This is a genomic window from Carboxylicivirga mesophila, from assembly GCF_018271975.1.
GTDB lineage: Bacteria > Bacteroidota > Bacteroidia > Bacteroidales > Marinilabiliaceae > Carboxylicivirga > Carboxylicivirga mesophila.
This window is the reverse complement of sequence record NZ_JAGUCN010000001.1, coordinates 19,435-35,123: the sequence shown is the minus strand read 5'-3', so window position 1 is coordinate 35,123 and position 15,689 is coordinate 19,435. Positions and strand designations below refer to the sequence as shown.

Annotated in this window: 11 protein-coding genes; 2 read left to right on the top strand and 9 right to left on the bottom strand. The window is 40.1% G+C overall.

Features of this window, described 5'->3' with window-relative positions:
• Positions 1-3 precede the first annotated feature (3 nt).
• On the top strand, positions 4-750 hold the full coding sequence (locus tag KEM09_RS00120) for a DUF6599 family protein (protein ID WP_212223554.1): 747 nt from the start codon (positions 4-6) through the stop codon (positions 748-750).
• 160 nt (positions 751-910) lie between these two features.
• Here KEM09_RS00120 and KEM09_RS00115 read toward each other — a convergent pair whose 3' ends face one another.
• A complete protein-coding gene (locus KEM09_RS00115) occupies positions 911-3,385 on the bottom strand; it encodes an FAD-dependent oxidoreductase (protein ID WP_212223552.1) in 2,475 nt (824 codons plus the stop codon).
• 219 nt (positions 3,386-3,604) lie between these two features.
• On the opposite strand from KEM09_RS00115, the gene KEM09_RS00110 reads away from it, so the two are divergent.
• Positions 3,605-5,098 carry a M28 family peptidase gene (locus tag KEM09_RS00110; RefSeq protein WP_212223543.1) on the top strand — a complete coding sequence of 498 codons (1,494 nt, stop codon included), beginning with the start codon at positions 3,605-3,607 and terminating at the stop codon, positions 5,096-5,098.
• 31 nt (positions 5,099-5,129) lie between these two features.
• On the opposite strand, the gene KEM09_RS00105 is transcribed toward KEM09_RS00110, so the two are convergent.
• The 8 genes from KEM09_RS00105 to KEM09_RS00070 all read right to left on the bottom strand — a co-directional run bounded on the left by KEM09_RS00105 (position 5,130) and on the right by KEM09_RS00070 (position 15,605).
• Positions 5,130-6,644, bottom strand: coding sequence for a glycosyltransferase family 39 protein (locus KEM09_RS00105; RefSeq protein WP_212223541.1), 1,515 nt, complete (start codon positions 6,642-6,644; stop codon positions 5,130-5,132).
• Positions 6,645-6,672: 28 nt separating this feature from the next.
• A complete protein-coding gene (locus KEM09_RS00100; protein WP_212223540.1) occupies positions 6,673-7,161 on the bottom strand; it encodes an arsinothricin resistance N-acetyltransferase ArsN1 family B in 489 nt (162 codons plus the stop codon).
• Positions 7,158-7,823 (bottom strand): hypothetical protein, encoded by a 666-nt coding sequence (locus KEM09_RS00095; protein WP_212223538.1) that lies wholly within the window; start codon positions 7,821-7,823, stop codon positions 7,158-7,160. The genes KEM09_RS00100 and KEM09_RS00095 overlap by 4 nt, the downstream gene beginning before the upstream one ends.
• Before the next feature lie 165 nt (positions 7,824-7,988).
• Entirely contained in the window at positions 7,989-9,878 is a 1,890-nt protein-coding gene (glmS, locus tag KEM09_RS00090; protein WP_244824726.1) for a glutamine--fructose-6-phosphate transaminase (isomerizing), read from the bottom strand.
• 109 nt (positions 9,879-9,987) lie between these two features.
• Complete coding sequence (gene nagB, locus KEM09_RS00085) at positions 9,988-10,794, bottom strand: glucosamine-6-phosphate deaminase (protein ID WP_212223536.1); 807 nt, start codon at positions 10,792-10,794, stop codon at positions 9,988-9,990.
• A 24-nt stretch (positions 10,795-10,818) separates the two neighbouring features.
• Positions 10,819-12,807 (bottom strand): DUF4954 family protein, encoded by a 1,989-nt coding sequence (locus KEM09_RS00080; RefSeq protein ID WP_212223534.1) that lies wholly within the window; start codon positions 12,805-12,807, stop codon positions 10,819-10,821.
• 251 nt (positions 12,808-13,058) lie between these two features.
• The gene (locus KEM09_RS00075; protein WP_212223532.1) at positions 13,059-14,786 is read right to left on the bottom strand and encodes a DUF4270 family protein; all 1,728 of its coding nucleotides are present in this window, start codon (positions 14,784-14,786) and stop codon (positions 13,059-13,061) included.
• A 12-nt stretch (positions 14,787-14,798) separates the two neighbouring features.
• Positions 14,799-15,605: a glycogen/starch synthase gene (locus tag KEM09_RS00070; RefSeq protein ID WP_212223530.1), complete on the bottom strand. Its 807-nt coding sequence runs from the start codon at positions 15,603-15,605 to the stop codon at positions 14,799-14,801.
• Between the last annotated feature and the right edge of the window lie 84 nt (positions 15,606-15,689).

The window sequence follows — 15,689 nt, the reverse complement described above, 5'->3', positions numbered from 1 at the left end:
TCTATGACCCGATTATTCATCATTGCATCATTCATTATTTCAGCAACATTTTGTCACGCTCAAATAAAGGTTACCTCCGAGCAAACCTACGATGCCGGCGCGCTGTATGGCTACATGAACGGAGGCTCTGAACTTTACAAAGAATATCAGTTTCAAAAACTAACGGTTCAGGAGCTGGAAATTGAAGGACAGGAACTGAAATTTGAGTGTTTCGAAATGGCAACACCAATCCTGGCCTACGGGATCTTTTCAGTTAATGTGTATCAATGCCAATCAGCAGAAAACAGCCTGCTTCCGTATTTGTGCGCAACTGATTACCAACTGCAGGCCGTTTATGGAAACAAGTACCTTTCTATCATCAACAATACGGGAAGTAGTGATGCGCAAAAAGTGGCCGAAAAGATTTTGCACAGCTTTATGGAAAATAACCATGAAAAGCACGATGCGCTTCTTCCTAAATGCATCACCCGCTTGAAAGCCGATCAGGTGATGTACATGAATGGCATGCTTGCTATGGAAAACAGAGCAGCGCAGTGGACTGAGCTTTATCAACAGCTGGAGCTCCACAATTGCTACATTATAAAGTGGAAAGCTTCCATAGTCTCGGTTATGGTGTTTCAGGCTGATAAAAAATCAATAAACGACTTTGCGGACGAAAGCTACCTGGTGAAACAAAAGAAAAGCGTTGCTTATATAGCTATTAAAGGGTATGATGATGCTTTTATCAATCAGCTATTTAAGACACTTTAATTATTTGTTTTTTAGACAGTAGTCAGTAGCTGAAATAATATAGCCCTGAGCTATTAAAACCTACAGCTAAATAAAAAGCATTACGGAAGAATTATTAAAGAAGAATCAAAAAAGAGGCTGCCCTTTTAAAGCAGCCTCTTCTTGTATCTTTCTTTATCAATTAGATAAGCAGATTCACATTCGATTCTTCAGACTGCTCAAGATAGGTTGCAACACCTCCGATTTCAACTGAATCGAGCAGCTCCTCTTTCTGCACGCCCATCACGTCCATACTCATCTGACAGGCGATAAATTTAGCACCGCCATCAATAGCCGATTGAATTAAATTCTCCAAAGAATCAATATTCTTCTTCTTCATAATGTTCTTCATCATCTTGGTTCCTGCCCCACCCATATGCATTTTACTAAGGGTCAGTTCGCGAGCGGATGACGGCATCATCTTACCAAACATTTTGCTGATGACATCTTTCTTCACCTTTGGCGCTTCCGTCTTCTTAATCACATTTAATCCCCAGAAGGTAAAGAATATGCTTACTTCATGACCGGCTGCCAAAGCACCATTGGCAATCACAAAGGTAGCCAGTGCCCTGTCCAGGTCATCGCTAAAGCAAATTAAAGATTTCTTACTGGCCTGTACAGGTCGACTTGGTGCCAATGTCTTTGTACCCTTTTTAACAACCGCAGTAATGATTGAACCATCCTGCGCCACATCAACAATCTGGTTGCCGGTCATTTTCGCCCAGCTTTTAACATCATTGAAAAAACCAGGATCGGATGCTTTAATCCTGATGCTTTCGCCATCCTGCACCGTATCCATCGTCTTCTTCAACTTCAGGATTGGTCCGGGACATTGCAAACCACAAGCATCGGCTTCTACGGTTACCTGCACATCAACCTGCTGTTCTTCTGGCTGCCTGGTTTTACGATAAATATGGTCATCGTTACCGATGTAATTATTCGCAAAAATATCCTCATTGCTTTGCTTCTGAATCGCATGCTCGTAAGTTTTTAAACCTCCCGAAAGATTATATACCTGTTCATAACCGTGTTGCATCAGGATGCGACATCCAACGTGCGCCCGTAGACCTACACCACAATACAGCACTACCTTTTTATCTCTTGGGATTTCGGTCAGGCGTTCACGTATGTCATCCAATGGTATATTCAGTGAACCTTCGATACCGCCCAATTCAGCTTCATCCTTTGTTCGTACATCTACAACAAAATAATCATCTGCTTTACCTGCAACTAAATCGCGCCACCAGATTGTTCGGGTAGTACCATTCAGTATGTTTTCAGCCACAAAACCAGCGATATTAACAGGGTCTTTTGCCGATGAGTATGGCGGCGCATACGCATGTTCTATCTCCGTCAAGTCATATACTGTATATCTATTACGCACTGCCTCAGCAAATAAGTCAATGCGCTTATCCACACCTTTATAACCCACAATCTGAGCACCTAACAATCGTCCATCTTTCGGATCAAATGATATTTTAATACTCATTGGTTCAGCACCCGGATAATAACCTGCATGCGATGATGAGTGAGTGATTGAATCAATGTGTGGTATATTGTGCTCACCAAGTAACTTGCCCGATACACCGGTCGATGCTACAGTAAGTTTAAACACTTTGGCAATAGCCGTATTGATGGCGCCTTTATAAACATGCTCATTTCCACGGACCAGGTTGTTGGCAACAATCCTACCTTGCTTGTTGGCTGGCCCAGCCAGATAAGTAATCATCTTCTTACCGATGATTGGGTTTTCGTACTCAATGGCATCACCCAAAGCATAGATATCCGGATCGGAAGTCTGCAGGTATTCATTCACCACAATTCCATGAGTATCGCCAATTTCAAGTCCGGCCTCCTTCGCCAGCTTGCTTTCCGGTCTGACTCCAATCGACAGGATAACCAAATCCGTCTCAATGGTACGTGTTGTATTTAAGTGTACATTCAGCCGTTCGCCATCTTTTTTTGAAAAAGAACTTACGGCAGTATTCAGATAAAACTCAACATTCTGCGTTTTTAAATGCTGGTGCACCAAGGTTGCCATCGAATAATCCAAAGGCGTCATTACCTGTTCGGCCATCTCCACAATGGTGACGCGCACACCTAGATCATGCAGGTTTTCTGCCATCTCAAGCCCAATAAACCCGGCTCCTACAACAGTTGCATGCTGTACATCGTGCTCCTCAATATACGCTTTGATAACATCCGTATCCGGCACATTTCTTAAAGTATAAATCCCTTCGGAATTGATACCTGGCAGCGGCGGCTTTACAGGTTCAGCACCAGGCGACAACACTAGCTTATCGTACGTTTCGGTATATTCTTCGCCGGTTGCAACTTTTTTAACTTTTACAGCTTTCGCTGCCCTGTCAATTGCAACCACTTCGTGCTGCGTGCGCACCTCCATATTAAAACGCTTTCCAAAGCTCTCTGGGGTTTGCACAAACAGGTTCTCACGCTCACTAATTGTGCCTCCAATATAATATGGTAACCCGCAATTGGCGTATGAAATGTATTCTCCACGCTCAAACATTATAATTTCAGCCTGTTCATCGATTCTCCGCAAACGTGCAGCCGTTGTGGCTCCACCTGCAACTCCTCCAACAATTAAATACTTCATACTTCTATAATTTTCATATTAACTTATCTGGTTTTCAAATACACTGCAAATATAGATATATTTCTTCATATCTATATATCTATATGGTTTATTAAAGATGTTAATCAGCATATAAACGCTATAAAATAGTCATCGTTTCACAACAAGGCCAGCGTCAAGAACCTAAAAAGTAACAGTATTTATGCTATTTTTAAGATCTGAACATATTTATAACGCACTATGAGAAACATACTATTCTTAACCTTTCTGCTTTTGACTTCAAATCTTCAGGCACAAGATGAAGAAGTAATTCTGAAGTATTTCCACAGCATTACCTCGGAAGAAGTATTTGGCTATGCTAAAACACTGGCAGGACCAGAATATGACGGCAGATTGGCCGGCAGCCCAGGCTATACCAAAGCAGCTGAATATGTGGCTGAACATCTGAAAGAATGGGGTATACAACCAGGTTATAACAGCAGCTACTTTAAGCATTATCCACTGGACTATACTACCGTCAATTCTGTTGGGAGCTTAACCGCACTATTAATCGATTCGAAAGGTAATACCATCGCTAAAAGTTATTCATTCCCTGAGCACTATTATCCGGGTTCTAACTCAGGAAATGGAGAGGTAAGCGGAGATTTAGTGTACGTGGGCTATGGTATTACAGCACCTGAGCATCAATATGATGATTACAAAGGCATTGATGTAAAAAATAAGATTGTCATGCTTGAATCGGGCCATCCCAAACCTGAAAATGCCAAAGACTGGGACGATTGGGCCGCATACGCAGGTTCCTCTGAAAAAATGAACAATGCCATTCAGCACGGAGCTAAGGGTGTACTTTTCATCTCTAAAATTGCTAGTCCAGGCATTACATACAACAAAGACATCATCTACTGCCATATTGATGATAAGGTGGCTGAAGAGTTCTTTTTTGCCCGTCATTTAAGCCTGGAAAAAGTCAGAAAAGTACTCAAAGAAAAGAATAAGCCACAAAGCATTGAACTCAAACACAACATAACACTTTCGGCCGATACCAAACACCATCCAGATGGCTCCTATGCCAATATTATAGGTATTATCCCGGGCTCTGATCCTTTATTAAAAGATGAAGTGATTATGGTAGGCGCACATCTCGACGGACAAGGCAACCTGGGCGAACTGTTCCCCGGTGCGCTCGATAATGCGTCTGGAGTAGCCGACATCATGGCGGCGGCAAGAGCTCTATCAAACCTCCCCGCTCCCAAGCGAACCATTGCATTCTTTTTTATCGGGGCCGAAGAAAAAGGCTTGCTTGGCGCGTTGGAGTATGCAAAGGATCCTTTATTCAACAAGGATAAAACCATTTGCTACATCAACCTCGACATGGTTGGTAATGGCAATGGCCTTTACTTTGGCGGTGGTCAATCGTTTCCCGGCATCTACAAGCATTTCGAAGCCGCCAACGAGCAATATATTCACCGCACTATGAAAACCAACTATCTGAACCGGTCTTACAAAGGTCGTCCCAGAACCGATGGTATGGCTCTATCTCAACATGGCTTCAGAGCATTAAGTGTTCATTGCACCGATCGGGTTAAAAAACTCTATTACCATCACCCGGCTGACACACCCGAAACCTTGGTGCCGGAAATTATGGAAGACGTGAGTAAATGGCTTTATCTAGGCCTCTATTCGCTTGCCAATGCCGAGAGCATCGACCTTAATGAAGTAATAAAACCTGAATAAGAATAAAGGCCCTGAACGGGCCTTTTTATATTTATCTATTAGTCCAAATACTAATCTTACCGTTAGATCCTAGAAGTTTTACTTTACTATAGAATTGAGGATAATTTCCTATTACCTCATCATTGAAGGTTCTATCTTGGGTGATAATATAGTCATAAGTCTTTTCTAGCTCTAAAGGTATTTGTTCTTCAAATTTCCAAGCTACCCTAAAAACGGGCCTTTTCCAACCCATCATTGGGGTGTTCCAACCACTTCCGGTAATAATTACGACTCTTGATTCATCTGGAATTATCGAATTCAAGTAGTTTGAGCTTTCTTTGAAAGTTTCAATTGTAAGATCAACCCCTCGAACTTCAATTTTTTCATCATACTTTCTCAGTTGGTTTTCTAATGCAATAGAAAAAGCTCCGATTACAAACAATAAAACAAACAAATTAATACCCTTCTTACTATAAACTTTTGTTTCAATATTCAATAATGCCCAAATAAGACAAATTACTAAAGGGGCCATCCATGTATCCAGAGAATAGTAGTCATGTGCTGACAAGCTCCATGACATTAAAAGACTAAATACGAAGGTTCCGAATAATGAGAATCCAAGCCATTGAAGCCAAAACGAGTTCAAATTCCATTTTTCTTTCGGAACAGTTATCAATACCACAATAAATGCGAATAAATGTAGAAAGGGAAGAAAGCCTCTTAGATAAGACTTTGCAATGTAAAATATTTGAAACATAAAATCTCTAAAAGTTTCTGCAGGTAATGGACTACCCAGAAAAACAGAGCCATAAAGAGATGCTAAATGCTTATTATAAACAAAATATCCGCCAACTACGAGTAATCCCAGAAACACTGCTAGAATTTTACCATTATGCTTACGAGTAATTATGAATCTTAATACAAAGCTACAAAATAAGGCTATTAAAGTGATTACTTGAGTAAATCTCATTAAAGCTGCAAGAGTGAGAAATATAACTCCAATGTAAAAAGCCTTGGAACTTGGCTTATAAAAATGCTTCAACATCAAGCTAATACCTATTAACTGCGTGCTAAAAGCAGCTGAAGATACATGGAAACCATTTTGATAATAACAGTAGATAGGCTGAAACATAACAAAACTAACCGCAAACAATGAAATCCATAAACCTTTTAAATCATATAAAATCCTGAAAAGGTAAAGCAATCCAACGTAACTAAACAATAATGATACTAATCGAAATATCCATGGTTCTTTTATTCCTGTTAAATACATTATAAATCCAACAATGTAATGCAACAGTGGAAAATCGACTGCTGTAATTCCTTTTGGGTCATCAACTTCTTGTTCTGAGGGGAACTGATGATTAAGTGAATAGGTTTGTGGATGAAAGAAGTCAAAACCATTATCTATAAACCCTAAAGCCAATGCATAGTGGTCGCTTTGCGCCCAGGCATGGATTCGTGTTGGCATTTTATCAAAACTAAGTGCGTGCACAAAACAAATACTTAGTATAAAAAACAGGGTAAAATAAAATTCAACTTTAATTTTCTTAAATATCAAACTCATTGAATATGATTATGTAAAATAAAAACAACTATTTCGAAAGAATCAACTCCCAATAACCTACGTCAATCCATCGATTAAATTTACGCCCCACCTGCTTGAACTGTCCAATTTTTTCGAAACCAAATTTCTCATGCAATGCAATACTTGCTTCATTGGGTAATGAAATACCACCAATAACCGCATGAATCGACATTTCTTTGAACTTATCCAACAGCATAGCATACAGCATCGAGCCAATTCCTTTCCCTATGGCGTCGTGATGCAGGTATACCGAACTCTCGACTGAATGCTGATAGGCTTGCCTTGCTTTCCACTGGGTGGCATAAGCATATCCCAACACTACTCCATCTTCTTCATAAACCAGGTAAGGATAGTTTATGGCAATCGCATCCATTCTGTTGCGCATTTCATCATCCGTAACCGGCTCCAATTCAAAGGTTACAATGCTGCTCGTTACATAATGATTATAAATAGCAGCTACAAATGGAGCATCACTGGCATGACTTTTTCTAATCATTGTTTTATCATCTCAATAGCATATTCATAAATCACCAGGGTATCATTCTCAGTCATATAAAATTCGGGGTGATCGTGAAAAGAATAATCGTAAACATTATTATCCTGAGTTATATAAACATTTGGCTGACTGTTGTTAAAGTAATAACTGAGAACTATCCGGTTTACCATTGGCAAATAAACTTTTCCATTCTTTACCTTCGCGAAGATGCATGGATTATATTTAATGATCTCAGAATAACCGGTAGCAGGATGTGCAGGAAAGACCTCAAAATTCAATGGTTCTAAACTCAAGTAAGGAACTCTATCAAAGGTTTGCATCGTATATGGGTACTCCCAAATCAGCACATCGCCTTTTTTATATGCTTTCCCGTCATGTCTTTCTCCAAATCCATCAATGGTTATATCCGAAGCATTATGATATGTAATTACTAATTCTCCGTTAGTGCCATTTCCGTCTTCAGAGTCAATATCCTTTTGTATCTCCTTATAAAACCGCTCCTTTACCTCTTGGTCGTGTACTTCACCCTTTTCAGTAAATACGCGCAATGTACCATCAGTAACCAAATCACTTACGTAAGTATACGGATAGTTCACTTCATCCTTTTCACAAGCAGATAGGCCTAAAACCACCAACAGGCTTAATACTAAGATTCTTCTCATTATCAGGGTTATTTTAGTTAATGACCCAAATATAATAAAAGCTAAGCTTTGCTAATAAAAAGCAAAGCCCGTATGACGTTTCAAACGGGCTTTAACTGAGAGATAAACCTTAAAATATTACAATGAATGTCATTCATGAACGAATGACAACGAAGTAATGCAACTCTATTCCACGGTTACTGACTTAGCCAGGTTACGTGGTTGATCCACATTGCAGCCACGCATAACCGCAATATGGTATGAAATAAACTGAAGTGGCACACATGTAAGCAATGGTGCAATAGCTTCGTGACAATCGGGTACTTCAATTACATGATCAGCCATCTTTCTAATCACCTCATCTCCTTCTGTTACAATAGCTATGACCTTACCATTACGTGCTTTCACTTCCTGTATATTACTCACGATCTTCTCGTAAGACTTATCCTTGGTCGCCAGAACAAAAACTGGCATGTTTTCATCTATCAATGCAATAGGACCATGCTTCATCTCGGCTGCAGGATATCCTTCGGCATGAATGTAAGAAATCTCTTTCAATTTTAAAGCACCTTCCAGGGCAACCGGAAATAAAAACCCTCGGCCAAGGTAAAGCGCATTGTTCGCATCCTTATATGTATCAGCTATTTGCTCAATATCTGCTTCAGCTTTTAATATGGCTCTAATTTTATCAGGAACCTGAGTCAGTTCATTAATTAATTCCTTGTACACCGAATCTTTAAGGTGTCCTTTTGTCTTTCCTAACAGCAGCGCCATCATGGTTAGTACTGTTACTTGTGAGGTAAAGGCTTTGGTCGATGCAACGCCTATTTCAACACCGGCGTGTGTATAAACACCAGCATGTGTCTCTCTTGGAATGGATGAACCTGCCACATTACAAATACCTAGTATGGTAGCTCCCTGCTCCTTAGCCATTTTAATGGCCGCCAGCGTATCTGCCGTTTCTCCACTTTGAGAGATAGCAATAATTACATCATCCTCATTTATAATAGGATTGCGATACCTGAATTCACTGGCATACTCGACTTCTACAGGTATGCGTGCAAACTCCTCAAACAAATACTCACCCACAATACCGGCGTGCCACGATGTACCACAGGCCGCAATAATTATACGCCGTGCCTGAGATAGTTGAGGTAATACATCACTGATACCTCCCAAAAATATCTTGGAATGATCCATGGCTATACGGCCCCTGAAGGTGTCTTCAATGGAAATAGGCTGTTCATATATTTCTTTAAGCATAAAATGCTCGAAACTACCCTTATCAATCTCATCAATGGTGAGATCCACCTTTTGAATTTTTGGTTTGAGGGCATCATTCTGGATACTTTTAAGGGTCAGTTTATCTTTTTGAATAATGGCCACCTCCTCATCGTTCATGTAAATCACCTGGTCGGTATATTCAACGATTGGCGTTGCATCAGATGCCAGAAAGTACTCATTATCGCCAACACCAATTACCAAAGGGCTGCCTTTTCGCGCAGCAATCAACTGGTCCTTCTCATCGGTACAGGTAATAACCAACCCGTATGCTCCTACAACCTTTGTTAAAGCCAGGCGGACAGCCATTTCAGCATTCACTTCTTTATTGATATAAATGTTTTCTATGAGATTAGCCAGCACTTCTGTATCAGTTTCACTCTGAAAAGTATATCCACGACTAACCAGTTCCTTTTTAAGGTGCGAATAATTTTCGATAATCCCATTATGTACGACGATGAATTTGCCATTTTGAGATACGTGCGGGTGCGCATTGTTATCACTTGGCTCTCCATGAGTAGCCCAACGCGTATGCCCCATACCAATAGAACCTGAGATAGATTTTCCTTTGGCATGATTCTCAAGGTCTTTCACCTTACCTTTACATTTGTACACGTTTACCTCGCTATTGATCAAAGCCAGACCAGCCGAGTCATATCCACGGTATTCGAGACGCTGCAGGCCTTTAACAATAATAGGGTAAGCTGTTCTGCCACCAACATATGCAACAATTCCACACATAGTATAATCTTTATATCTTTCTCCAACAAACACATGCAGGTGCAAAACCTGCATCTTTCAATTTTATAAACAATCAAATTCAGTTTTTGAGCTGCAGATAAAAAAAAGAGGAAACCTATAGGATTCCTCTTCAAACAGATGTGATATTGTTATGACTTGTTTCTTATGTCCACAAGCTTTCAGGTGCTAAATTGTCTTTTTCGATATCCTTGAAATAATTGTAGGTTCCAACCTTAAGTTCATAGGTTGCAGCCTCATCACAAACAATTACTCCTTTCGGATGCATCTGTAAAGCACTGATAGTCCACATATGATTGACTCCCTCTTCTACAGCATGTTGCAAAGCTCTTGCTTTGTTATGACCATTTACAATAATCAGCACCTCTTTCGAATCAAGCACTGTACCCACACCAACTGTCAAGGCGGTTTTTGGCACTTTGTTTGGATCGTTATCAAAAAAGCGTGAATTTGCTAAAATGGTATCATAGGTTAACGTTTTAACCCTTGTTCTTGAGCTTAATGACGACGCCGGCTCATTAAAAGCCAGGTGACCATCAGGACCAATACCGCCCATAAACAGATCGATGCCGCCCATCTCCTTAATTTTATTTTCGTAACGCTGGCATTCTGCCTCTGCGTTTTCTGCCTGTCCGTCTAACAGATTCGTATTTTCAGGCTTTATATCAATATGGCTAAAAAAGTTATCCCACATAAATGTGTAATAGCTCTGAGGATGCTCACGGGGAATTTCGCGGTACTCATCCATGTTAAAAGTTACCACATTCTGAAAAGATACTTTTCCTTCCTTGTTCAGTCTGATAAGTTCTTTGTATGTCCCCAATGGAGACGAGCCCGTTGGCAATCCAAGAACAAAAGGCTTATCACCTTTGTGTTGATTGATTTTTTGTGCAATGTAACTTGCAGTCCATGCAGATGCCTGCTGATAATCCGGCTCAATAATTAATCGCATAGTAATCTATTTAAGGTTTATTCTCTACTTCAAGAGGATAAGCCTTTCTTTCAGTTCTTCAGCCAGTCTGCTTTTTTCCCTGATATGATTACTGATGTCTTGCACCGAAGGGTGTTTCTCAAATTCACCACGCACCTGTTCAAAATCCATTATGCGGGTTTCTTCCGAGCCATCAATGCCAAAGCCGGTCTGGTTGTTTAATGTAAACTCCTTGTGGGCATCGGCATACACCATATTATCCAAATCAATAACACATTTTTTCCAGTTGTCAACAAAGTTGAGTATCTGATCTATTTCCGCTGTCTGGAAATCAATGTCAAACTCCTCTTTGAAGACTTTCAAACACCATGTCCACGCATAATCAAAATAGTTATCGTGTAACATAGCATATCGCTCATTCAGCTCCTCCAAATTGGATATGTTATCTTTTTGTAAATCATTTAAAAGGGTCATCACCCTTTCTTTGGGAACTAACAAACCAGCCATATCTATCCACTCCCCATCTCCATAATCGGAAGTTTTCGAAAGGCCACTCCTTAATTCATTTAACGATTCAAAGATAACATCTTCCAGCTTTTTTATAAGCGCATTCCCTAAAAACTTTACAATCCCGGTGTTATACAACTGAATCCCACGCCTTAGCGAAGTATTCGTAATCTTCACACTATTATACATGTAATAGTCTGAAGTTTGCCCCGATGAAGTGATTAAAGCTTTCAAAACCTTTTTACCATTAATCATTTTTTGAATGGTAAAGGGACTAAGCAAATTGAAATTGATAAAATCCAATAGTTTTTTATCAGTCCGCTTATCCCTCTTGGGCCATTTGCGGGCATCTCTTATTGTACCAACACTGCGCAGGTTAACTCCCGGTGCCAGTATACTTTCATCTTTATTCTCTATTAAGTAAGAAAATGGAAGCTGTGATGTATCCGGATTACGGTAATGACGCCCCATCACCAAAGAAAATGCACCAATATGAGCTGGCCATAACAGGTAAGAATCACTGGTAGTTTTAGAACCTCGTTCAACCACTCCCTGATGAATAGGACCCAATTTATACATGTGGTTACTTTGGTTAGAACCACTGCCGGCATTCATAAACGAAAAATACCCCGCAATCAACAGTGTTGATTTATGATGGGTTACGGTGTATGGTCCAGCAAACACCGAACAAGCTTCACCATGAAATCCCTGGCAATTGGCAAAGAACACTGAATTCTCTGCAGAGTAGTGCTTTCCCAGCTCGCAGCCCTGGCCAACGAAACATTTCGAAATAAGTGCACTGTCACTTACACGACAACCTGAAGCTGCAATAAAATCTTCAGCTATAACACCAGGTCCAAAATAACTGGGTGCATCAACTGAGCTGTTAATTGTTCCGTTACTCAAACGGTATATACCTTCAACACGTGCATATGCACCAATGTTGGTATCTATTATGGTACGACAATTAATAAGGTGTGCACCCTCCTCAATTGTACCCTTTGAACGGCATATGCCAGCTTTGTATGCATCTATCAGCTTTTGCAGCCTCTCAATAACAACAGGCTGATGCCTGTACATAGCCATAATATAGGCAGTATGCGCAGACAGCTCGTTATAAATGGCTATTTCACGCCCGCCGGCTTCGTTTAAAGCTGATACCTGAACGCCATTACCAAAGCAGCTATCACCCTCAGTAATGATTGAATCAACGTTTTCGATAACAACATTAGAGTGAATATGGTAATTGGCAATGTGGTTCTTTACCTGATTAATGTAGGCATCAGATTCAATGATGCAATTATGGATGGTAGCGTTGGAGATACCAGCTTGTTTCTGAACTCCTCCCGCGAATGTAAACGTTCTTTTGAATGAACCCAATCGAACATCTCCGGAGAAAGACACATTTCTGACAGTAACAGAATCAAATCCATTATCAACAAGCACCTTGCTCCAATCAGAACAAAAACAATTACGTTGCTCAAGGATGTTAATTTCTTGTTTTGACAAAGGCCGGTATATGCTCATTCTCTCAGTAGTGAAGTAACTTTACAAAGCGAATGTATGAAACAATTCTATTACGAAGCAAGGCAGGAATGAAAAGAAAGCCAAACATAATAAAATCGTAAACTCAGCTAATCAATATAAAGGTTTAGAAAGGCCTCGCCTGACAATGGCAAGCCCTTTCGCTTACGAAAACACAGACAAGCTTTTATATTCTTATATAAACAAAAAGAGGATGCTATAAGCACCCTCTCATTATATCTTGCAACTATTACTTATCGTGGTCTGTATAAGAAATACTTAATATTCATCTTCAGCGGCCTGCTTTCATTGGCTCCTCCAAATAAAACAACTCGCTGGAAGTTAGAGGTTGTGCTTTCCGGGCCTACAAAGAACTGTTTCTCGTTTAATCCGGCTCCGTCTTCTTCCCTCATAATATAGTTGAAGTATTCGGCTCTCATAATAAATCGGTATACATACTCCGGGCGCCCTTCCTTGCTGTAACGCACCACACGTTCACCAACACCTTCCGGACTTCCATCACCATCAATATCGCGCCCAAAAACAGGTATTGATATATTGTTACCGTTGATTTCAATTGGATAGATAGGATCTTCAAGTTCTCCTTTCTCATTAAGCCATTTTATTTGGAGCTTCGACGGTGCCGGATAATAATCCATATTGGAAGAAACCGTGTCAATTTCCATTAAGAACTCAATATTGGAAACCAGGCGGTAATCTAACTCCTTCGAAGGATCTGCATTGGCCGGATCGCCAATCGAATCCACCCAGTTAATAACTTCATCAGGCAGTTGCATGCGCATATAACTACCTGCCATACCTTGGATATACACTCTATCTGGTGTAGCATCTGTTGTATCAATATTGGCAGTCTCCAGCTCATGCTTATAGGTATTAAATCTTACGTTCTCAAGGTTGATAGGGAATGTGTAGATATAGGTACTTGTGGTATCGCTGATAACTGAATCTGAATTCAGGTATTTATAATCTCTTGACAAGTGCAATGTTAGATTAGAAGCTATTGACGAAGAACTCAACAGGTTCATTTTAGCCAACCAGCCATCTCCTCCACTTCCCCCATCTTGTATGTCAGCCAGAGCCACATACACTCCACTAAACACACCCTTAAATGCTGCTGTTGACTTCAATTCACTTTCCGACATTTCAAAGAACCTGTCTCTTACGTCATCACGCAATTTAAAACCCCAGCTCTTTGTTTTAGTTGTGTTGCCGTTAAAATCTGAATCCAACCATGAGCTATCTTTCGAAGCCTTAACCTTATCATTGTCCCACAGGTACTGTGGATAATTCCATAAGCTATCTGGTTTCGCATACAGGTCATTTTTAAAATAGACAGAACGCATACTATCAGGCACCTCACTGTTTGGATAGACTGCTTTTGAGGCTATCGGGTTGATATCGTACATCCCATCTACATTATGGTCACTGAAATACTCTTTACCAACCGTTCCTAAACTACCAGTTAATTCATAGATATTAACCGTTTGAGCTTGTTTCATTTCCCCATACCAGTTGTTAAACTGGTATTGCAGGTTCAACACAAGACTATCCACTTCCCATGTATCATTAGGAAAATCAACATCGTTATTGTTGTTGAACTGATATAAAACGGTATCTCGCTGCTCGTCATCTCCATCAATATATTTAATGGAGAAAGCTACCCGCTTACCAATGGAGAAATCGGTTAAAAAGGCAGCTTCAGAACTTCCAAAAACCGGATCGTCGAACTTACCAATAATGCCAAATGTAGCATCACTTGTACGTACGCTTTCTCTTTTAATATTTCGGGTACCAATTTCATGCTCATCATACACGAGGCCTTTTATTTTTTCGCCGTCGGGCAATACATCGCCTGTTAAACGTGCCGGTTCGTCTTTACAACCTACCGATAAAGAAAGAAGGCCAATAGCTAATGATTGGCCTGCAATAGAAAATATCTTTCGTAAAGAGTAGTTCTTCATAAATGTCATTAATTAGTCAAGCAATGAGTCATAAAAACCATTGTAGGCGCTAACATAGCTTTCTTCATCGTGATATCCTAAAAATGGCTTACCCGATTGCTTAATAAACTCACTAATTTCAGGATTGATAGTTTCACTTCCCTGAATAACACCATCAGACATTGAGATGGCCAGTTTGGTAAGGTTCACATAATCATTGGCCGCCATCACCTCTAAGTCGCTATCTTCCACTCCATCCAACTTAAGCTTCTCCTTAAAGTTTTCGCTCCAGAGACTAGTAAAATCATCATTATAAACTGTATAAACCACCTTTGAATTGGCAAAATGCGGATCTTCATTCATGGCTTTTTTAATGTACAACGGCGCAAGAGCTGTAAACCAGCCATTACAATGAACTACATCAGGTGCCCATCTGAGTTTTTTAGTGGTTTCTAGCACTCCACGTGCAAAAAAGATGGTTCTTTCATCGTTATCCTCAAACTCAGCCCCATTTTCATCAACCAGAGTGGCTTTACGCTGAAAATAGTCTTCATTATCGATAAAGTAAACCTGCATACGTGCGGCCTGAATTGAAGCAACTTTAATAATCAAAGGGTGGTCGGTGTCGTCTATAATAAGGTTCATCCCCGAAAGCCTGATGACTTCGTGCAATTGATTGCGACGCTCATTAATGCAGCCAAAGCGTGGCATGAATGTTCTGATTTCTTTACCTAATTCCTGAATGCCTTGTGGTAAATAACGACCTATTTTTGACATTTCTGTCTCAGGTAAGTAAGGTGTTATTTCTTGAGAGATGAATAAGACTTTTGCTTTTTCCATTATTATACTGGTAGAATATTTTTAGCAAATGCAAAAGTACGAAAAATAAACCACGTAACAAATTAAAACCCTTGCACGCATAGC